The 21,247-nt window shown below is 38.1% G+C and carries 19 protein-coding genes; 9 read left to right on the top strand and 10 right to left on the bottom strand.

What is annotated here, in order from left to right; genetic code table 11:
• Position 1: 1 nt before the first annotated feature.
• The 8 genes from G6069_RS03130 to pyrB form a co-directional block, all read right to left on the bottom strand.
• On the bottom strand, positions 2-997 hold the full coding sequence (locus G6069_RS03130) for a HoxN/HupN/NixA family nickel/cobalt transporter (RefSeq protein ID WP_197293345.1): 996 nt from the start codon (positions 995-997) through the stop codon (positions 2-4).
• Between the two features lie 56 nt (positions 998-1,053).
• Positions 1,054-1,734, bottom strand: coding sequence for a DUF3226 domain-containing protein (locus G6069_RS03125; RefSeq protein ID WP_097717173.1), 681 nt, complete (start codon positions 1,732-1,734; stop codon positions 1,054-1,056).
• Positions 1,735-1,762: 28 nt separating this feature from the next.
• A complete protein-coding gene (locus tag G6069_RS03120) occupies positions 1,763-2,857 on the bottom strand; it encodes an ATP/GTP phosphatase (RefSeq protein WP_197293344.1) in 1,095 nt (364 codons plus the stop codon).
• Between the two features lie 132 nt (positions 2,858-2,989).
• On the bottom strand, positions 2,990-3,559 hold the full coding sequence (locus G6069_RS03115) for a restriction endonuclease (protein ID WP_000721780.1): 570 nt from the start codon (positions 3,557-3,559) through the stop codon (positions 2,990-2,992).
• A 3-nt stretch (positions 3,560-3,562) separates the two neighbouring features.
• Positions 3,563-4,186 carry a neuraminyllactose-binding hemagglutinin family protein gene (locus G6069_RS03110; RefSeq protein WP_021172810.1) on the bottom strand — a complete coding sequence of 208 codons (624 nt, stop codon included), beginning with the start codon at positions 4,184-4,186 and terminating at the stop codon, positions 3,563-3,565.
• On the bottom strand, positions 4,180-5,835 hold the full coding sequence (locus tag G6069_RS03105; protein WP_197293343.1) for an ABC transporter ATP-binding protein: 1,656 nt from the start codon (positions 5,833-5,835) through the stop codon (positions 4,180-4,182). The genes G6069_RS03110 and G6069_RS03105 overlap by 7 nt, the downstream gene beginning before the upstream one ends.
• Positions 5,836-5,925: 90 nt before the next feature.
• Positions 5,926-7,365 (bottom strand): outer membrane beta-barrel protein HofB, encoded by a 1,440-nt coding sequence (hofB, locus tag G6069_RS03100; protein WP_197293342.1) that lies wholly within the window; start codon positions 7,363-7,365, stop codon positions 5,926-5,928.
• A 253-nt stretch (positions 7,366-7,618) separates the two neighbouring features.
• The gene (gene pyrB / locus G6069_RS03095) at positions 7,619-8,542 is read right to left on the bottom strand and encodes an aspartate carbamoyltransferase (protein WP_197293341.1); all 924 of its coding nucleotides are present in this window, start codon (positions 8,540-8,542) and stop codon (positions 7,619-7,621) included.
• Between the two features lie 66 nt (positions 8,543-8,608).
• Here pyrB and G6069_RS03090 point away from each other — a divergent pair, with 66 nt between their 5' ends.
• From G6069_RS03090 to G6069_RS03055, 8 genes are all read left to right on the top strand, one after another.
• Entirely contained in the window at positions 8,609-9,124 is a 516-nt protein-coding gene (locus G6069_RS03090) for a hypothetical protein (RefSeq protein WP_000523539.1), read from the top strand.
• A complete protein-coding gene (tlyA, locus tag G6069_RS03085; protein ID WP_097679539.1) occupies positions 9,124-9,831 on the top strand; it encodes a 23S rRNA (cytidine-2'-O)-methyltransferase TlyA in 708 nt (235 codons plus the stop codon). The genes G6069_RS03090 and tlyA overlap by 1 nt, the downstream gene beginning before the upstream one ends.
• On the top strand, positions 9,797-10,639 hold the full coding sequence (locus G6069_RS03080) for a bifunctional riboflavin kinase/FAD synthetase (RefSeq protein ID WP_197293340.1): 843 nt from the start codon (positions 9,797-9,799) through the stop codon (positions 10,637-10,639). The genes tlyA and G6069_RS03080 overlap by 35 nt, the downstream gene beginning before the upstream one ends.
• Before the next feature lie 46 nt (positions 10,640-10,685).
• Positions 10,686-12,611: a transketolase gene (tkt, locus tag G6069_RS03075; protein ID WP_197293339.1), complete on the top strand. Its 1,926-nt coding sequence runs from the start codon at positions 10,686-10,688 to the stop codon at positions 12,609-12,611.
• Positions 12,608-14,938, top strand: a complete 2,331-nt coding sequence (gene addB / locus G6069_RS03070; RefSeq protein WP_197293338.1) for an ATP-dependent deoxyribonuclease AddB — start codon at positions 12,608-12,610, stop codon at positions 14,936-14,938. The genes tkt and addB overlap by 4 nt, the downstream gene beginning before the upstream one ends.
• Complete coding sequence (locus G6069_RS03065) at positions 14,935-17,511, top strand: DNA translocase FtsK (protein WP_197293337.1); 2,577 nt, start codon at positions 14,935-14,937, stop codon at positions 17,509-17,511. Before addB ends, G6069_RS03065 begins: the two co-directional genes overlap by 4 nt.
• A gap of 263 nt (positions 17,512-17,774) precedes the next feature.
• Positions 17,775-19,055, top strand: coding sequence for an MFS transporter (locus G6069_RS03060; RefSeq protein WP_197293336.1), 1,281 nt, complete (start codon positions 17,775-17,777; stop codon positions 19,053-19,055).
• A gap of 54 nt (positions 19,056-19,109) precedes the next feature.
• Positions 19,110-19,919 carry a flagellar hook-basal body protein gene (locus G6069_RS03055; protein ID WP_197293335.1) on the top strand — a complete coding sequence of 270 codons (810 nt, stop codon included), beginning with the start codon at positions 19,110-19,112 and terminating at the stop codon, positions 19,917-19,919.
• Positions 19,920-20,136: 217 nt separating this feature from the next.
• On the opposite strand, the gene G6069_RS03050 is transcribed toward G6069_RS03055, so the two are convergent.
• Together G6069_RS03050 and G6069_RS08050 are read right to left on the bottom strand one after the other, a co-directional pair.
• On the bottom strand, positions 20,137-20,349 hold the full coding sequence (locus G6069_RS03050; RefSeq protein WP_197293390.1) for a hypothetical protein: 213 nt from the start codon (positions 20,347-20,349) through the stop codon (positions 20,137-20,139).
• Between the two features lie 36 nt (positions 20,350-20,385).
• A complete protein-coding gene (locus G6069_RS08050; protein WP_269434569.1) occupies positions 20,386-20,520 on the bottom strand; it encodes a hypothetical protein in 135 nt (44 codons plus the stop codon).
• A 164-nt stretch (positions 20,521-20,684) separates the two neighbouring features.
• On the opposite strand from G6069_RS08050, the gene G6069_RS07960 reads away from it, so the two are divergent.
• Positions 20,685-21,227, top strand: a complete 543-nt coding sequence (locus G6069_RS07960; protein ID WP_231627829.1) for a hypothetical protein — start codon at positions 20,685-20,687, stop codon at positions 21,225-21,227.
• The last annotated feature ends 20 nt before the right edge of the window (positions 21,228-21,247 follow it).

Below are 21,247 nucleotides of genomic sequence, written 5' to 3'. Positions count from 1 at the left end.
TCTAGCTCTCTAATTTAGAAAATTTGATTTTCCATAAGAAGAATGAGCCTAAAAACGCTATTACGAATAAGCCCACCAAGTAATAGCCAAAGTCTGTAAATTCCAAGCTTTGTAAGGTGCTTAAAAGGCGGTTTTCAAATTTTAAATGGAGTTTCTCGCTAACGACTTGAAAAAGCTCAATCAACCCGATAAAAAGTGCGATAAACACGCTTAAGGCCGTGATGGAGATGTTGTAATAGATTTTTCTTAAAGGGGTTTTGAACGCCCAATCATACGCCTTGAGCATGAACGCCCCATCTAAAGTGTCAAACAAACTCATGCCAGCGGCAAAAAGAATGGGTAAAGAGAGCATGCCCACCACACTCACTTTAATCGTGCTACTAGAGAGGGCTAAAAGCGCGATTTCACTAGCGGTATCAAAGCCTAGCCCAAAAAGAAAACCCACAGGATAAATATGCCACGACTTGGAAACGAAATTAAACAAGGGCTTAAAAAAGCGATTGAGTAAGCCCCTACTCGTTAAAAGCCGTTCGATCTCTTCGTTTTGTTGCCGGCTCAAGCTTTCATTAGAATGCGATTTTTTGAAGATTTTTAATAAATCTATTAAAATAATCGCATTCAATAGCCCTATAATGAGCAAAAAAAGCCCAGAAACTAAAGTCCCCACTACCCCCCCTATTTCTTCTAGCATCGGCGTATGCTCTTTAGCCCAAGCGATCGCAAACGCGCTGATAATAGTCATTAAAATCACCACGCTTGAATGCCCCATAGAAAAGTAAAACCCCACACCATAGGCGTTTTTGCCTTGTTGGGTGAGCTTTCTAATAGTGTTGTCTATGCAAGCGATGTGATCCGCATCAAAGGCATGCTTTGCCCCGAGCATGTAAGCCATAGACGCCGCCGCATAAAACGAAGCGTTATTAGCCATAAAGAGCAACGCCAAACCTAACGCATGCAAGAACACAATCGCTAAAAAATAAGGAAACCACAATTTCACAGCACGCCTTTTGTAAAAATAATATTTTTTGAGTGATTGTAATATATTTTGTTAAATTAGAAAAGATTTGTTTTTTGTTTATTTTCTGCAAATTGCCCTAGAAAATTTTTAAGGGGAATGAGAGATTTTGAGTTAAGATCAAGAACTTTTTTTAGTTCTTCATAATCTCCTTTATATTGATCTTTTATCTCAATCTCATCTCCATCTTTATCGTCAATGATAAGCTTTTTTTTATTATTCTTTTTCTCTGTGTCCCATGTGTATTGGAAAAATTTTTCTAATCCAAGTGCTTCTAAATAGGCATACAGCATATTTTTTCTTATGTTTTTAATCGGTTTATAATGTTCTTTACTTTTAATGCATTCTAAGTATCCTTCAAAGCATTTAAGAAATTCATCGTGTTTAGCAATTTTTAATAACAGGGTTTCTAAATCGCCATCATCTCGATTGTTAGGGAATAAAAAAATTTGTTCTTCTGAAATAGTTTGTTTCGTTTTTGATACGACTTTTAGAATCTCTTTTTTATTACTCTCATAGTCTTTATCCGCATCAAAAATGATAAGTGTTTTATCGTATTTTTCAATTTCAAGCAATCGTTTAGATAGGTTATCTTTTCCTTTTATATTTTGCACCTTAAAATTTTTGATTGGAAGATCTTCTAGAAAATACAGATAAACTTCTAAAAACACCTTATCGCTTGGACCTTCTACAAAAATCAGTATTTCTTTATCTGCCATTGAATGATCCTAATCTTAGTATGATGCTTTAGCCAAAAAGATTCTCTTCATTTTCAAAATAATATTCTAAATTTTCTCCATAATAAGTTCTTGGAATAACATATTGATCGTCTTGCTTAAGACAAAACAACTTAGTTTGATGCACAAAATCCTTTTCTCTGATAACTTGATCTAAAATTTCTATAAATTCTTGGTTGTGGGTAGTCATAAACACTTGCAAATTACCATTTTTGTTGTCGTTGATAAAATCAATAACACACCTTAACAATAACCTCATGCGAGAAAAATGCAAGCCATTTTCCACTTCATCAATATAAATCGTTTTTGCGTTATCAGCCATAAAAGCGCTTACAATATACAAATACTTAATCAAACCATCACCAAATACAGATAATGGGATTTTTTCTTTGATATTTTTCACTTTTAATTTGAGTTGGTTATTGGTATTAAAGCTAATAGATTGGATATTGTTATCAAATTGATTAAGATGTTTATTTAATTCTTCTTCTAATTGGTTGTTACTGCAAATTTTACTCACCGCTTGAATCATATGAGCTTGCCTGTAAGCAACATCGCTAGGTATTATGGTAGCGCTTTCAAAGGGTAAAAGTTTTTGCAATTGATTAGGATCAAAATTCTTAAATTGCCTATTGTAGCCTGACTGATTAGGAATTTTAGCAATATTCAAGTGATCATTATAGATTTCTTCATTATTTTTTTTAAGAGTGAAATTAAGCTGAGAGAGCATTTGAGTTTGTTCTGCTGTAGGTATTATTTGCGACTCTATTACCTTTTGGTTTTCACTGGCTATGAATTTTATTTGCAAGTCCAAGGTCTGATTGTTGTCTAAAGTTGTAACAATCTGTATTTCTTTCTCGGTGTCTAAACCATAAAACATTAAGCTTTTTGATTCTGATGTTAAAGGCTCTTTGCGTATATTGTCATAAATTTCTAATACATTAGTGCATGGGTGCATGGATTTTCCCACCAAACAATACAACGCTTCTAACAAATTAGATTTACCCACATTGTTCCCACCAGTAATAATGTTGAGTTTGGTAAAACCATCAATTTGAGTGTTCTTAAAATTCTTAAAGTTTTTAATGCGAACAGACTGAATCATTGAACCCCTTTATCCAAGCAGAAATTGATGCTAAATTTTCACATTATAGCGCATGCGATTACGACAAAATTTAATAGGAAATAAATAAGAAATCATAAAAATAAAAGCATTATATAAATTATCCTATTTGGATTAGTTTTTCCCACCCAAAAATTTGACCCATTCGTCTCTATCAATCAAAAGCACTCCGTTAGCTTGAGCCAGTTTTTGAGCGGCTTGCGTGAAGTAGCTATTAGTGATCACGCAAGCTTTTTCGCAAGCGTAGTAAGCTTTAGAAGAAACCACCTCTTGAATGGCTTTGGGCGAAACTTTATGCGAGTAGCGTTTGGCTTGAACCGCCCATTTGACGCCGTCTTTTTCTATGATCAAATCCGCTCCATAATCGCCGCTTTTTTGAGTGATTGTAACTTCAAAACCTTTGGAAGTGAAAAAGATTTTGGAATATTCTTCAAATTCAAAGCCGTTCATGGCGTCTATTTTTTGTAGAATGCGTTTGAGTTGGCGCTTCTTATACGAAGAAATAACGCCTTGAAATAACACTAACATGGAAAAAACGCCAAGAAGCGCCAACAATTTTAAAAGCAAATCATTAGCTGAGGTTACCAATTTCAATTCTAGAGATTTTTCCAACAAAACATGCCAAGTTAAATAAATCCCTACCGAAAACAAAACAACAAAAATGAAAAATAAAATCTTTTTCATGCCCTAAAACCATGCCGCATTTTCTATAGCGTTCAAACGCTTTTCTAAACCCTCCATAAGAGAATAGTAAGCCTTATTAAGGGCTTTGATTAAAGCGTTATGATAGGATTTATCTTCTTGGGGAAAAAGAGAGGGGTTATCGCCCAAACGATTGGCGTAATCAACAGGCACGCTGAGAGCGGTGGGGATTAAAAGGGTGTCAAACGGGCAAGTCGTTTGCGGGACGCATTCTAAAATCAAGCTCGCTTGAAGGTTTAAAAACCGCATGACGGCTTTTGGGTCAGTGTTAGGCTCAATAGTCTTTTTAAGCCTTTCTTTAATGGCTTTTAAATCTTTAGGACTCTCTTCAAAAGAAAAAAAAACATTGCCTGAAACATTGAAAGTGAAAGCGCTTTTATCTTTTAAAAAATAAGCGATTTGCTGGGCGAGTGCTTTTTTAAATTCTTTTTGGTAAAAGGGCGGCACAAAATGAGCGTTAAAAAAGATTTTAGGGAGGGTTAAAGTGGAAGCGGTTTTTAAAGCGCTATTTTTGGGGTAATCTTTATATTTTAAGTGGAGCGTCGTTTTGTTGAAAAACTGACACCCTAATAAAATAAAAGCAACACCAACGCTTAAAACCCTTAGCATTCTGTCAAACGCCCATGCTCTAATTTCACATGCTTAGTGGCTAATTTAAGCGTGCTTGGGTTGTGCGAGATGAGAATGATCAAGCGGTTTTGTTTCAATTCCAAAATGCTTTGTTTGACGCTCTCTTCTGTGTGATTGTCTAAAGCGGAAGTGGCTTCATCAAAGATTAAAACTTGAGCGTCTTTATACAAAGCTCTTGCAATGGCGATTCTTTGGCGTTGGCCGCCGCTAAGATTAGCGCCAAATTCATCTAAAACGCTCTCTATCCCATGAGGCATTTTTTCCACAAAATCTAAGGCTTGAGCTTTTTTTAGGCATTCTTTGATTTTTACCTCATCAATTTCTAAACCATACGCCACATTTTCAGCCACGCTCCCGTTAAAAATAAACACCCTTTGAGTGACAACGCTAATCTTTTCTCTTAAGGATTTTTGAGTGATGCTCTCTATTTTTTGATCATTGATGAAAATTTCGCCCTTGCTTGGCTCATAAAGGCGTAAGATCAGATTCACTAATGAGCTTTTACCGCTCCCGCTTTCGCCTTTTAAAGCGATGATTTCATTTTGTTGGAATTTCAAACTAATATCGCTTAAAACATAACGCTCTTGATTGTCTAGCGCATAAGCGAGCCATACCTTTTTAAATTCAATGGTGTGTATAGCGTTATTTAGCGTTAATTCCCCATCAACAATAACCGGCTCTCTTTCTAAAATCTCATGGATCCTGTCGCTAGCGACTAAGGCTTCTTGAAAATTAGAAACGATCCTAGTCAAGCGTTTAATCGGCGTATAGAGCATAAAAAGGGCCGTGATGAAAGAAAAAAACGCCCCCACGCTAATATGACCCCTAATCACTTCATTCCCCCCTAAATAAATCACTAACGCTATAGCGATTGAGCCTAAAAACTCCATTAAAGGCGAAGAAATTTCAGCCACGGCGATGTTTTTGATACCGATTTTAAAAAACGCTTCATTTTCTTTCACAAAAGCCTTATGCTCTAATTTTTCGCCATTAGAGATTTTAATCGCTTCCACATTGTTAAAAACTTCACTCAAACGAGCGGTGATTTTGGCGTTACTCTCTTGATGGGATTTAGCGAGTTTTTTAACCTTACGAATGATTTTACTGATAGGAATGGCGGCTAGCGGCATGATCACTAGCCCCACTAACGCTAATTTAGGGCTTTGATAGATCACCACCCCCACTAATCCAACAACCGTTAGCCCCTCTCTTATACTCTCTGAAAGGTAATTGGACAAACTCGCTCTGATCAAACCTATATCATTGGTGATCCTTGCGATCAATTCGCCCTTTTTCGTCCTGTTAAAAAAATCCATTTCCATTTTGAGAAGGCTTTCTAGCATGGTGTTGCGTATTTTTTTGACAATATCAAGCCCGATAAAGTTAGTGAAATAAGTCCCTAAATACATTCCCCCACTCTTGCCCAAATACGCCAAAATCACTAAAAAAGGCAGGATTTTAAGCATGTGAGTGTCTTTATTGATAAAAATTTCATCTAAAGTGGGCTTGACTAAGTAAGTCCCCCAAGCCGTGCTTAAAGCCACCACTAAAGAAGAAAATAAAACCACTACAAAACTTTTATAATGCTCTTTAAGGTATTTAGAATAACGCTTGAAAAAGAGTTTCAAATGCTTAACCTTTGGATTTGATTAAACCTGTATTATAGTGTTTTTATTAAGGGATTTTTAACGCTTTAATAAACAGCTTAAAGCGATTGGTTAGAATTTAGCGCTAAGGGTTGTCATCAAATGGCTTCTGTCTGAATAAAGCGCTTTAGAGCCGGGCGTGGGTCTGTAACTCCCTACCGTAAAGCCTGAATGCGTCATCACGCCAAAATATTCTAATTTCACGCTCGCTGTCAAACTCTTACTGATCTTATAGCCCACATTAACAGCCGCGCTCGCTTCATTGGCTAAAGTGCCGCTAGTCCAACGCCATAAAGTCCCCCACAGCCATTTTTTATGCACGCCCCCACCAAAAACCCAACCAGAGACAGCATCAGCGGTTACCACATGGCTTAAGGCTTGCCCTATATCATAAACGCTATTGGTCCAAAAATCAATGCCTAAAGGGTTTCCTGTCGTGCCGATGTAAGCGTTTGCGTTTTTCCACACTTTATAAAACGCTCCCCCGAAATTAAATTCATTGTAATCAAATCGTTGCCTAATAAGCAAGCTTTGCCCGGCAGTGCCAGCCTTTATAGCGTAACGATAAGTATCCCTTCTTAAGGGGGCATGGACAGGGAGCAAAATATAAGCTTTTGTTTCGGATCTAAAGCCCACGCCATCAAAATTAGGGTTACTATCATAGCCTACAACCACCCCAGGGCTATAATAGGTCCCAGGCGAAAATTGGAAAAAAGGGCTGACGCTAACCCCTTTTCTTTCATAAGTGTAGTTCACTAAATGGATACCATAATTTAGAGTGCGCCCGTTTTTAACCACGGTTCTTGGAGAGTAAAAATCATAAATCCATTGCCCATAAGCGAACGCCCTACCCCATGAGCTAAACCACCATAATTTATGACTCCCCTCATTTTTATCCTTAACTTTAGCGCTGATTTCAAAGCCTTGCGTGTAACCGCTCATATAAGGAGCATTGGATTGATAACGCCCTCCTTTAGCCGTAAAAATATCCTTATAGCGGTATTCTAAAAAAGCGTTATTCATCAAGTAATTACGGCGGATTTTATTAGCCCTAGCGTTCCCACATGCTATAGAATCAATCACCTTGCCATCAGATCCAAGCGCGCACTCATGAATACTCGTGCCATCAAGCAAGGCTCTTTTACCCCCTAAATAGCCATCCCAATAACCGATGTAGTTATAAATAACCGATCCGCCTTGATTGAATTTCGTGCTATCATAAGCGATCCCTCCTAGCGTGCCGCCGACTTTTCCCTCTAAAACATGCCCTTGATCTTTAAGGCTTTTGGATAAAAAATCCGCATAAATATTGCCCTGCCCCACAGCGGTTACAAAAGTCTCTGTAGGATAAATCCCCCTAGCTATGTCAATCTTTTTCTTATTAAAGCCAACTTTAGAAAAGGACTCCGCTAAAACTTCAATTTTATAATCAAACGCTTGCAAAGAAGCACTCAAACTCAAAACGTATAACCCACAAAAAACTTGATTCTTTAAAGGCGCGCTATTTCTCATTTTTTCCCTTTTAATATCCAATACATCTTAAAGACTACAATTCTTAACTGATCTAAAAAACAAAGAAGCATAATCAAGCTATTTATTTACTTTTAATTAACTCAACTGTTTTAGATTATAACGAAATTTTTTTAGTTTCATCATAAAATGAGATAGGGTAAATCAAAATTTAATCAAAGTGGGGTTTTTGCACCGTTTTACAATCAAACCCATTTTTTTAAAAAATGCCAAAAAGTGTTTTTAAATTTGATAATCAATCTAATAGCAAAAACTCCAACACCGCCATGCGCATTGCCACGCCATTTTTGACTTGCTCTAAAACTTTAGATCGCTTGTCTTCTAACACTGCGCTTTCTATATCAATATCCCTATGCACCGGGCCTGGGTGTAAAATAATGACCTCTTTATTTTTAGTGTGATCATCTAGGCGTTTTTGGGTGATGCAATAAGCGTTGCCATAATCTTTCAAGCTCGCAAAAATGGGCGCGTTGTGCCGTTCGGTTTGGGTCCTCAAGCTCATTAAAATGTCAGCAAATCCTATCGCTTCTTCAACGTTATGCGTCGTTTTTAAAGGAGTGCTAGGGAGCATGGAGCTTGGAGCGCACAGCATGATCTCAAGCCCTAGCCTTTGGAGCAATTTAATGTTGCTATTAGCCACTCTTGAATTTTTCACATCGCCTATGAAAGCGATTTTCTTCCCTTTTAGATTTTCTAAACTGCCAAAATGCCGATAAAGGGTGAGCAAGTCTAATAAAGCTTGGGTAGGGTGAGCACTTGTGCCGCTTCCTGCGTTAATCAAGGGGCATTGTGAAAATTCAGCCAATTTAAAAGGCGCGCTTGAAAAAGCATGCCGTGTGATGATAGCGTCAGGCTGCATGGCATGGATATTTTTAAAAGTGTCTATCAGAGTTTCACCCTTTGAAGTGGAGCTCGTTTGCATGTTTAATTTCACTATTTTTGCCCCTAATCTCAAGCTTGCGATTTCAAAACTAGACACCGTTCTGGTGGAATTTTCAAAAAACAACGCCACGATGATTTTATTATGCATTTTTTCTTTTGTCTCTAAAGATACAGCGTTAAAATCGTTCGCATAAACGCTCGCTTTTTCTAATAAAAGCTTGATTTCATTTAGGCTTAAATCGCTGGTTTGGAGCAAGTGTCGGCATTTTTTTGGCATAAAACCCCCTTTTAGTTATAATACAGATTTTATTTTAGCTAAAAATGGCATGGGTTTTAGCAAGGAATGGGCTTGAAAAATCTCTCAACACTTCTGGTGTTTTTATTCTTTTGTTTGGGGTGTGTGAGCAATTTTAATGAGGACACCTACACGCTAGACTTAGTTTTAGAAAAAAAGATCCAAGCCAGCAGGAAAGGCGAAATCACCCAAGATAATGTGCCTATCATCACGGCTATCGCTACGCATTTAAACGATGTGGATAGCGGCACTTACTACGATCATGAGTATTTTTTAGTGGAGATTTTCACGCAAAATAACGACTGGATAGATGATGGCTATATTTCTTATGAACTTTTTGGCACAAAACCTACAGGCTCAGAGCCTTTATGGGTGCGAGAGATTACAAGAGATGAATTTGATGGCATTTTAGAAACCACGAACCGGTGGAGCCGAGCTTTTCTACTCGCTTTTGACAAATTGGATTATTTAGCAGTGCAAGAAGCCAAACTAGAGCTTGATGCCTATAGTTTAGGCAAAATTGTTTTTAATTTCGCTTACCAAGTCCCCTTGCCTCAATTTTAATGCGCCTAGATTACGCCCTATTCAACCAGCATTTAGCAAATAGCAGAGAAAAAGCTAAAGCGTTGGTTTTAAAAAATCAGGTTTTAGTCAATAAAATGGTGGTTTCTAAACCCTCTTTTATCGTTAAAGAGGGTGATCAAATTGAACTCATCGCTCCAAATTTACTCGTTAGCAGGGCTGGGGAAAAATTAGGGGCTTTTTTAGAAACCCATTTCGTGGATTTTAAGGGAAAGGTGGTTTTAGATGTGGGAGCGAGCAAGGGGGGCTTTAGTCAAGTGGCTCTTTTAAAAGGGGCCAAAAAGGTGCTTTGCGTGGATGTGGGGAAAATGCAATTAGATGAAAGTTTAAGGAACGATACACTCATAGAATGTTATGAAGAATGCGATATTAGAGGGTTTAAAACGCCAGAAAAAATTGATTTAGTGCTTTGTGATGTGAGCTTTATTTCTTTATATTGTATTTTAGAAGCGATTTTGCCTTTAAGCGGTGAATTTTTAGCGCTTTTCAAACCGCAATTTGAAGTGGGCAGGGCCGCAAAACGCAATAAAAAGGGGGTGGTAATGGATAAAGAAGCCATTTTGAACGCTTTAGAAAACTTTAAAAACCATTTAAAAACAAAGGATTTTCAAATCTTAAAGATCCAAGAAAGCTTAGTGAAAGGGAAAAACGGGAATGTTGAATTTTTTATCCATTTCAAGCGAGCCTAAAATTAAAAGCCTAGCTATCGGTAAATTTGACGGCTTGCATTTAGGGCATCAAGCCCTTTTTAAAGAATTAAAAGACCCCAAAGCCCTTTTAATCATAGAAAAAAAACATTACACTAAAGGCTATTTAACCCCCCTAAAATACCGCGCCAAACTCGTGGGCATGCCTTTATTTTTTGTGTATTTAGAAGAGATTTCACGATTAAACGCCCTAGAATTTTTAGAGCTTTTAAAAAAGAAATTCCCCCATTTAGAACGCCTGGTGGTGGGCTATGATTTCAGGTTTGGGCATGGGAGGCAAAATGACGCTTTATTTTTAAAAGAGCGTTTTGAAAAAACCATTATTGTGCCTGAAGTGAAAGTCCAAAACATCAGCGTGCATTCTAAAATCATCAAACTAGCCCTAAGTCATGGCGACTTATCTTTAGCTAACAAACTCTTAGGCAGGCCTTATGAAGTGTGCGGGGAAGTCATTAGCGATCAAGGCTTAGGGCATAAAGAACTAGCGCCTACTTTAAATATCAAAACTAAAGATTTTATCCTCCCTAGTTTTGGGGTGTATGCGAGTTTAGTGAAAGTAAAAGATCAGATTTATCAAAAAAGCGTGAGTTTTATAGGCAATCGCTTAAGCGCGGATCAAAATTTCGCCATAGAATGCCATGTGCTTGATGCCATCATAGAAAAACCGCCCAAAGAAATCGCTTTGCGTTGGGTTCAAAAAATACGAGACAACATGCGTTTTAATTCATTAAAAGAGCTTAAAAATCAGATCCAACAAGACATCTTAAGAGCCAAAGAGATTTTGAGATAATTTGTGTTAAAATGGCTTTCAAAAACCTTAAAAATGGAAAAATTTGATGCAATTGAGTAACGCTGACTTAGAACGATTAAAAAGCATGGCGAACACGCTTCGTTTTTTATGTGCAGACATGATAGATAAGGCTAATAGCGGGCATCCGGGCGTGTGCTTGGGATTAGCCGATGTGATGGTGATTTTAAGCTTGCACCTAAACCTTAACCCCACCAACCCTAAATGGCTCAATAGGGACAGGTTGGTTTTTAGCGGAGGGCATGCGAGCGCGTTGGCGTATAGTTTGTTGCATTTGTGGGGCTTTGATTTGAGTTTAGAAGATTTAAAGCGTTTCAGGCAATTACACTCTAAAACCCCAGGACACCCCGAATTGCACCACGCCGAAGGCATTGAAATCACCACAGGCCCTTTGGGGCAAGGTTTTGCTAACGCTGTGGGCTTTAGCATGGCGAGTCAATACGCTCAAACCCTTTTAGATAAAGAAGTGATTTCTCATAAAGTCTATTGCTTGTGTGGGGATGGGGATTTGCAAGAAGGCATTAGCTATGAGAGCGCTTCTTTAGCCGGGCACCTTCGCCTTGATAACCTCATTGTGATTTATGATAGTAATCAGATAAGCATTGAAGGCGCTATTAATATTAGTTTTAGCGAACAGGTTAAAGCACGTTTTTTAGCACAAAATTGGGAAGTGCTAGAATGCGATGGGCATGACTATCAAGCAATTCACAATGCTTTAGAAGAAGCCAAAAAATCCACCAAACCCACGCTTTTAATCGCTCATACGATTATTGGTAAGGGGGCTATTGGTTTAGAGGGGAGTGAAAAAACGCATGGCTCGCCTTTAAATAAGGAAGTGTTAAAACAATCCAAAGAAAACGCTCAAATCAATCCTAACGAAAGCTTTGTAATTAGCCCAAAAAACAAAATGCATTTTGAAGAAGTGAAAGTTAGGGGTATTAGTTTAGAAGCCTTATGGGAAAAATCCTTAAGCCCTAAAATAAAAGAAAAAATCCATGCGTTAAAGAATTTTGATTTTAACGCCATTAATTACCCCGCCTTTAAAAAAGGCGAATCTCTAGCCACGAGAGTGAGTAACGGCATGATTTTAAACGCTATCGCTAAAGAATGCGAAGGCTTTTTGGGGGGGAGCGCGGATTTAGCCCCATCCAATAACACGCATTTGAAACACTCTGGCGATTTCCCTTTAGGGCAAAACCTGCATTTTGGGATCAGAGAGCATGCCATGGGGGCTATCACTAACGCTTTAGCGGCGTATGGCTTGTTTGTGCCTTTTTGCGCGACCTTTTTTGTGTTTAGCGATTACTTGATGCCCAGCATTCGTTTGAGCGCTTTAATGAAATTAAAAGCCCTTTTTATCTTCACGCATGACAGCATTGGCGTGGGCGAAGATGGGGCGACGCACCAGCCCATAGAGCAATTGAGCCATTTACGCGCTTTGCCTAATTTTTATGCTTTCAGGCCCAGCGATGCTTTTGAAAATAAGGCTTGCATGCAAATAGCGTTAAGTTTGAACGCCCCTAGCGCTCTTATTTTATCGCGCCAGAATTTACCCGTTCTTGATGAGGTCTCTAAAGAGCAGGTTTTAAAAGGGGCGTATGTTAAACACTACTCTAAAGATCCCATTATCACGCTTGTTGCGAGCGGGAGCGAAGTCTCTTTAGCTTTAGAGAGCACTAAGATTTTAGAGCGAGAAAATATCCCCACTCAAGTGGTGAGCGCGCCATGCTTTGACTTGTTGGTAGAGCAAGATGAAAGCTATTTTAAAGAACTCTTTAAGGGTAAAGTCTTAGTCATTGAAGCGAGCCGCGCGATAGAGTGGTATCGTTTTGCGGATAAAATCATTGGCATGGATTCTTTTGGGAGCTCAGCAAAAGGCGATAAACTCTTTGAAAAATTTGGCTTTAGCGTTGAAAATGTTACCGCTCAAGCTAAAAGGTTGCTCAACGCATGAACTTAGAAAAACTTTTTTTAGAAAAACCCCCCCTATTTGTTTTTAGCTCCACCAGGCGTTTAAAACATTTCTATTTAGAGCAAGGCGAAGGGTTTTTGCCTAACGCAATGAGCATGGGGAGTTTTTTTGAACAGGCTTTTTACATCCCCAATAAAAAGAAAATCCCTAAAAGCACACGCCAAATTTTAATGATAGACACCATTAAAGCCATCGCTAAAGAAAAAAAATCCATTCTTGAAGGGCTTTTACTTTTTGAAAACAGCTTTTTAGGGTATTTGGAAAGCACCTCCTTTTTGTTTGATTTGTTTGATGAGTTAAGTTCTGCTTGTATCAAGCTCAATGAACTTTCTTTTAAAGACATTTACTTGGATTATGAAAAGCATTTAGAAGTCTTAGAAATGATTTATGATCGCTATGTTAAAAAGCTAGAGGAATTAGGCTTTTATGACAAAATCATGCAAGAAAAGCCCGCCATTTTAAAAGAATTTTTTGAGCATTTTTCCTCCATTGAATGGCATTTAGATGGCTTTATGAGCGTTTTTGAAAGGCAATGCCTATTAGAAGTGGCCGAATTAGTGCCTATCACTTTACACCTGTCATGCGATAAATACAATCAAAAATTCTTGGAATTTCTCAATCTCAAATTAGAGACAGATTGCGATTATTCCATTGATTTTAAAACCCAAAAGATCCTCTCCCAGACGCCCAAGCGCCAAAAAATAGAGCCAAAGCTTTACGCCAACTCCAGTTATTTAAAACAGAGTGCTTTAGTTTTACAAACCATAGAAGAGTATTTGCAAAAAGATAACGACCCTAATAAAATGGCGATCATCACGCCTAATGCGGATTTTTTGCCTTTTTTAAAACTCTTAGACAAAAACAATAATTTGAATTTCGCTATGGGCTTAGGGGCTAAAAACAGCCCTTATTATACAGAGCTTGTCAAAATCTTAGAAGATTTAGAAACAAGCGGTTTTGATTTGAGTGCATCGCCTTTATTGGATTTGGAAAATCTCACCTTTGCACTTTTAGAACAACAAAGCTCTAAAGAAAAAGTGCCCTTGAAAGAAGTGCATTCTCAAATCATGCACCAGTATCATCTTCTAAAAGACACGCTTAAAAACTACAGCCTTAAAGATTTATTGCATTTGTATTTGCAAGAATTTGAAGCCAATTTCCGCTTAGACGATTCTAGCGGGGGCAAAATACGAGTCATGGACACTTTAGAGACAAGGGGCATGCAATTTGATAAAGTGGTTATTGTGGATTTTAATGAAACCTGTGTGCCAAGCCTTAAAGATTGCGATTTGTTTTTAAACTCTGCTTTAAGGAAATCGCTCAACCTCCCCACTTTATTAGATAAGAAAAATTTGCAAAAACACTATTACTACCAGCTCTTTAAAAACTCTAAAGAAATGGTGCTTTCTTATATAGAGAGCGAAACTTCAAAAGCCTCTAACATGCTTTTGGAATTAAATTTAAATATAGCGCCTATTAAAGACGCTTACATGCTTTTTGCACCAAGTCCTTTAAAAGACTACCAAGAAGAAGAAATCAAAGCCGCTATCCCTAAAGATTTTAGCTTTAGCGCTAGCTCATTGAACGCTTTTTTAACTTGCAAACGCCGTTTTTACTACCACTACATGAAGCGCTTCAAAGAAAGCCCTAAAGATGAAAATAATAGCGCTGTGGGCAGTTTGCTCCATGAACTCTTAAAAGAAGTTTATGAAAAAGATAAAAACCCCCATTCATTAGAAGAAAGGCTCATTTGGCTCTTAGAAACAAGAGAAAACATTACCCCTAAAGAGCGTTTAGACACTCTTGTAGCGCTCAAAAAAATCCAGGCTTTTTATCTTAAAGAAAAAGAACGCTTTAAGGCAAAAATCAAAATCCTTGATCTTGAAAAAAGCTTTGAAACGATTATTCAAGGCGTTGTTTTTAAAGGGCGTATAGACAGGATTGACAAAACGGCTGACAATGAGATTATTTTATTGGATTACAAATTCAAAAACGATTTGAAATTAGACAACATGAGTAAAACACAAAGAGGAGGCTTAAGCCCCATCGCTCAAATCAGCACCGATTATCAAATGGCTATCTATGCGTTTGCCCTTAAAAATCTGGGTTACAAAGAGCCTATAAAAGCCTTTTTTTATGATTTGAGGAAGGGCGAGTTGCTAGAAGAAGACGAGCTTGTTTTACAGGCTAAAATGGATCATTTGGAATTTTCTCTTATCCCCAAACTCAAGCAAGAAATTGATTTTGAAAAAACTTTAGAGGTTAAAGATTGTGAATATTGCTCTTTTAAAGACATGTGCAACCGATGAAATCTAAAAAACTTTATTTGGCTTTAATCATAGGGGTTTTATTAGCGTTTTTAACCCTATCTTCATGGCTGGGTAACAGCGGTTTAGTGGGGCGTTTTGGGGTGTGGTTTGCCACACTCAATAAAAAATATTTTGGGTATCTTTCATTCATTAATTTACCCTATTTAGCGTGGGTTTTATTCCTTTTATACAAGACTAAAAACCCTTTTACAGAAATCGTTTTAGAAAAAACTTTAGGGCATCTATTAGGCATTTTATCTTTGCTCTTTTTACAATCTAGCCTGTTGAATCAAGGGGAAATCGGCAACAGCGCGCGTTTGTTTTTACGCCCTTTTATAGGGGACTTTGGGCTTTATGCGCTGATAATGCTTATGGTAGTTATTTCTTATTTGATTTTATTCAAACTGCCCCCTAAAAGCGTTTTTTATCCTTATATGAACAAAACGCAAAGCCTTTTAAAAGAGATTTATAAACAATGCTTACAGGCCTTCAGCCCTAATTTTAGCCCAAAAAAAAAGGGTTTTGAAAACACCCCATCAGATATTCAAAAAAAAGAAACCAACAACGACAAAGAAAAAGAAAACCGCAAAGAAAACCCTATTGATGAAAACCACAACACCCCTAACGAAGAATCGTTTTTAGCGATCCCTACCCCCTATAACACGACTTTAAATGATTCAGAGCCGCAAGAAGGCTTGGTTCAAATTTCCCCACACCCCCCTACCCATTACACTATTTACCCTAAAAGAAACCGATTTGATGATTTGACTAACCCCACTTTAAAAGAACCTAAACAAGAAACCAAAGAAAGAGAACCCACGCTTACAAAAGAAACTCTTGCACCCACCACGCCTAAACCTGCCACACTCAAACCTATCATGCCCACACCCATCATGCCCACATCTGCACCCATAATAGAAAATGACAACAAAACAGAAAACCACAAAACCCCCAACCACCCTAAAAAAGAAGAAAGCCCACAAGAAAACGCGCAAGAAGAAATGATAGAAGAAACGATAAAAGAAAATCTCAAAGAAGAAGAAAAAGAAATACAAAACGCTCCAAACTTTAGCCCACTAACCCCCACAAGCGCTAAAAAACCCGTTATGGTTAAAGAATTGAGCGAAAATAAAGAGATATTAGACGGGTTGGATTATGGCGAAGTGCAAAAACCCAAAGATTATGAGCTTCCCACCACGCAATTATTGAATGCGGTTTGTTTGAAAGAAACTTCTTTAGACGAAAACGAGATTGACCAAAAAATCCAGGATTTATTGAGCAAACTGCGCACCTTTAAAATTGATGGCGATATTATCCGCACTTATTCAGGCCCTATTGTAACCACTTTTGAATTCCGCCCAGCCCCTAGCGTTAAGGTGAGCCGTATTTTAGGCTTGAGCGATGATTTAGCGATGACTTTATGTGCTGAATCCATTCGCATTCAAGCCCCTATTAAGGGTAAAGATGTCGTTGGCATTGAAATCCCTAACAGCCAAAGCCAGATTATTTATTTAAGAGAAATTTTAGAGAGCGAATTGTTTCAAAAATCCAGCTCGCCCTTAACTCTAGCTTTAGGCAAAGACATTGTGGGTAACCCTTTCATCACGGATTTAAAAAAGCTCCCCCATTTGCTCATCGCCGGCACGACAGGAAGCGGTAAGAGCGTGGGCGTGAATGCGATGATTTTATCCTTACTTTATAAAAACCCCCCCGATCAACTCAAATTAGTGATGATCGATCCCAAAATGGTAGAATTTAGCATTTATGCGGACATCCCCCACTTACTCACACCCATTATCACCGATCCTAAAAAAGCTATTGGGGCTTTGCAAAGTGTGGCTAAAGAAATGGAACGCCGATACTCTTTAATGAGCGAATACAAGGTTAAAACCATTGATTCTTATAATGAGCAGGCGGAAAATAACGGCGTTGAAACGTTCCCCTATTTGATTGTGGTGATTGATGAATTAGCGGATTTAATGATGACAGGGGGAAAAGAAGCGGAGTTTCCTATCGCTAGAATCGCTCAAATGGGGCGCGCGAGCGGTTTGCACCTCATTGTAGCGACCCAACGCCCAAGCGTGGATGTTGTAACCGGCTTGATTAAAACCAACTTGCCTTCAAGGGTGAGTTTTAGGGTAGGCACTAAGATTGATTCTAAAGTGATTTTAGACACCGATGGGGCGCAAAGCTTGCTAGGAAGGGGCGATATGCTCTTTACCCCCCCAGGAGCGAATGGGTTAGTACGCTTGCATGCCCCCTTTGCCACTGAAGATGAAATCAAAAAAATCGTGGATTTTATTAAAGCCCAAAAAGAAGTACAATATGATAAAGATTTCTTGCTAGAAGAATCGCGCATGCCTTTAGACACCCCTAACTATCAAGGCGATGACATTTTAGAAAGGGCTAAAGCGGTGATTTTAGAAAAAAAGATCACTTCTACGAGTTTTTTACAACGCCAATTAAAAATCGGCTACAACCAAGCCGCCACCATTACGGATGAATTAGAAGCTCAAGGCTTTTTATCCCCAAGAAACGCCAAAGGCAACAGAGAGATTTTGCAAAACTTTTAGGCTTTGTTTTCATTGGATATTGGCAATAGAAACATTGTTTTTAATTTTTAAAAGTTACCGCTTGCTTTTCGCAAGCTTTTTATGATTGATTTTAAAAATGCCTGTGCGCATTTTTTAGGCTTTATTACCAATCCTTTATTAAAAACAAAAACTTTTCTCAATGATACAAACGACACCAACCTTTCATCTATTAATCAAATATTATCTGTGGTTTCCATAACTCCTAGTAAAATTACCTAAAAATTTCATATTCAAGGATAGCCATGAACCCCCAACCCGCCACCAAAAAACCCTTAAAATCCCTTTTAGCCGCTAGTTCAGGCAATTTAGTGGAATGGTATGACTTTTACGCTTATGCGTTTCTCGCTCCTTATTTTGCTAAGGAATTTACCCACACTAATGACCCCACTTTAGCGCTCATCTCAGCTTTTTTGGTTTTTATGCTAGGGTTTTTCATGCGCCCTTTGGGGAGTTTGTTTTTTGGTAAATTGGGGGATAAAAAGGGGCGTAAAACTTCTATGGTGTATTCCATTATCCTTATGGCGCTAGGTTCTTTCATGCTCGCATTGCTCCCCACTAAAGAAATCGTAGGGGAATGGGCGTTCTTGTTTTTATTATTAGCCAGGCTTTTACAGGGCTTTAGCGTGGGAGGAGAATATGGCGTGGTCGCTACTTACCTCTCTGAATTAGGCAAGAATGGCAAAAAAGGTTTTTATGGCTCTTTTCAATATGTAACTTTAGTTGGAGGGCAGCTCTTAGCTATTTTTTCACTCTTTATCGTTGAAAATATTTACACGCATGAACAAATCAGCGCGTTTGCTTGGCGTTATTTATTCGCTTTAGGGGGTATATTAGCCCTACTCTCGCTCTTTTTAAGAAATATCATGGAAGAAACCATGGATAGCAAAACAACTTCCAAAAACACTATTAAAGAAGAAACCCAAAGAGGCAGTTTAAAGGAATTGCTCCACCATAAAAAAGCCTTAATGATAGTCTTTGGGCTAACTATGGGAGGGAGTTTGTGTTTTTATACTTTTACGGTGTATTTAAAGATCTTTTTAACCAACAGCTCATCATTCAGCCCTAAAGAAAGCAGTTTCATCATGCTTTTAGCGCTCTCTTATTTCATCTTCTTACAACCCTTATGCGGGATGCTTGCGGATAAAATCAAACGCACCCAAATGCTGATGGTTTTTGCTATCGCAGGGCTTATTGTAACGCCTGTTGTCTTTTATGGTATCAAGCATGCCACTAGCGTGTATGAAGCCCTACTTTATGAGATTCTCGCATTGAGCGCGATGAGCTTTTACACTTGCATTGCTGGGGTCATTAAGGCGGAATTATTCCCTGAACATGTGCGAGCGCTTGGCGTGGGTCTAGCCTATGCGATCGCCAATGCGCTTTTTGGAGGGAGCGCGAGTTATGTAGCGTTAGAGTTCAAACAGCATGGTTTTGAATGGGGGTTTGTGGGCTATGTCATGGTTAGTATTGTTATCTTTATGGTTATGGTTATCCTATTCCCTAAAAAAACCTATTTGGAATGAATCTGTTTTTATTTGATTTTTGCTATAATTTTTTCTTTTAAAAGGATTATTCGCATGCAAAATGGGTATTATGCGGCCACAGGGGCTATGGCGACACAATTTAACCGCTTGGATTTAACCTCTAATAATTTAGCTAATTTAAACACCAACGGCTTTAAAAGAGACGATGCGATTACAGGCGATTTTTTAAGGCTTTACCAAGAATACCGAGAGCGACTGCCCTTAGAAGATCAAACCAAAGCGAGCGCGAAGTATCTAAACCGCAATCTCAATCGTGTGCCTATTTTATCAGAAATCTATACGGATAGGAGTCTTGGCGCGTTTGAAGGAACGAATAACCCCCTAGATTTTGCCCTAACAAGCCCTAACCTCTATTTTGCGATACAAACTAATGAGGGCGTCGCTTATACCAGAGATGGGCATTTTAGCGTGGATAAAGACGGCTTTTTAGTTACTCTTAATGGCTTTAGGGTGCTTTCTCGTTCGGGCTTGAACGAAAAAGGAGGGATCATGCTCATGCCTGACGCTGAAATTGAAGTGGATCAAAATGGTGGAATCACTTTTAGGGATAATGAAGCCCAAATTCAAGCGGGCGCGTTAGCTTTAGTGGGTTTTAGCGAACCTAAAAACCTTAAAAAAATAGGGCAAAACCTTTATACTTATCAGGGCGAAGGCGTCCATCAAGTCTCTGACTCTGGCGCGTTAAAACAATCCATGCTAGAAAAAAGCAATGTCAATGCGGTGCGTGAAATGAGCGCTTTGATTGAAATCAACCGCTTTTTGGACATGTATTCTAAAGTGCTAAAAACCCATCAAGATGACATGAACGCTGAAGCGATCAATAAACTCGCTACAAAAGCTTAAATTTTTGGCGATTTTAGAATCCATAGGAGGGTTTTTGCGATACCCTAACTCCCTAATAACGCTTTTTTAAAAGCCTTGTTAATCTTTTTTATATAGGATTAGTTTTAAAAGAGTTTAAAGAATTAAATGCCTTTTCTTTTGTAATCGCTTGCAAAGTCGAAATAATCGCAAGCTTCTCTTTATAGCCGCTAGCTATTCAACAATGATTCAATTTTAATTATTTCGTTTGTTGTTTAAAACGCTCTTTATTGTGGTATTCTGTAAGCAAACGCCCCCATTTTTCTTGATATGGATCTTGTGTTTTAAGCTCGTTTGTGGTAGGATTATTCCCATTAAGGTTTGAGACGCTATAGTTGGTGCCGTCTCTGTAATGATTAAAGAGTATCGCAATGATCTCTAATTCCCTTAATGTTTTTATCGCCCCAATCAAGCTTTTTGATTACCCACTTGACTATCAGCGTCCATTTTAAGATAGAGCCATTTTAAAAGCTTTTAAAAATTTTCTTTCTGCTTCCACTAAATTAGGGTTTAAGAGCAAGTCATTCTTTAAAGCGCTTGTATAGGCGGTGTGTGAGCGAAAACTTTTGTTTTTTAAGTCCAATTTGATTTTATCCTTTTGGCTGAAACAATCTTCAATGTTTTTGAAATTTTTACATTTATGTAAAATTATAGTATCGTAAAGACATGACAATAGAGACGCTAATTTTAGATGCTTATAAAAGTGGTGAGTTAATTGGAACTACGCTAACAACTTATGGCGCTTATATGCCATTACGAGTTAGTGGCACAGGGTATTCTATTAGAGCCACGAAAGACAGAGACAACCAAGATTATTTTTATCTATCTAAGCGTGATGATAGCTATCTAAAATTAGAACAAGAAATAGTAGGCTTGCCTATAATAGTCAATCACCCCATAGACAAACCAAGCAAGAACAATGAAAACTCAAGGCGGTTTTTAACGCTCCATAACTTCAAAGATAACACCATTATTGGCACTTGCCTAAATGCTTACGAAAAAAACAACGAATTATGGGCTTTAGCAAAGATTTACGATATAGAAGTTGTGTTGGATTTACTTAATAATGAAAAATCTACTAGCCCAGCAGTATATTGTTATTACGAAAAAGACAACGCCGTCATTGTTGATAAACCCATGCTAATCAATCATTTAGCTATTGTAGAGCAAGGGCATTGGGATAAAAAAGACAGAAATTCAATTGACAATAGCAAAATAAACATACTAGACTTAAATTACCCAACCGCTAAAGCGATTGGGCTTTTTCTTGCTTCATCGCTCCATAACTAGCTAGATCTAATATGTTGCCA

This window comes from Helicobacter pylori (assembly GCF_017594925.1).
GTDB lineage: Bacteria > Campylobacterota > Campylobacteria > Campylobacterales > Helicobacteraceae > Helicobacter > Helicobacter pylori_DP.
The sequence above is the reverse complement of the archived record's forward strand: the minus strand, read 5'-3'. Positions and strand labels throughout refer to the sequence as shown.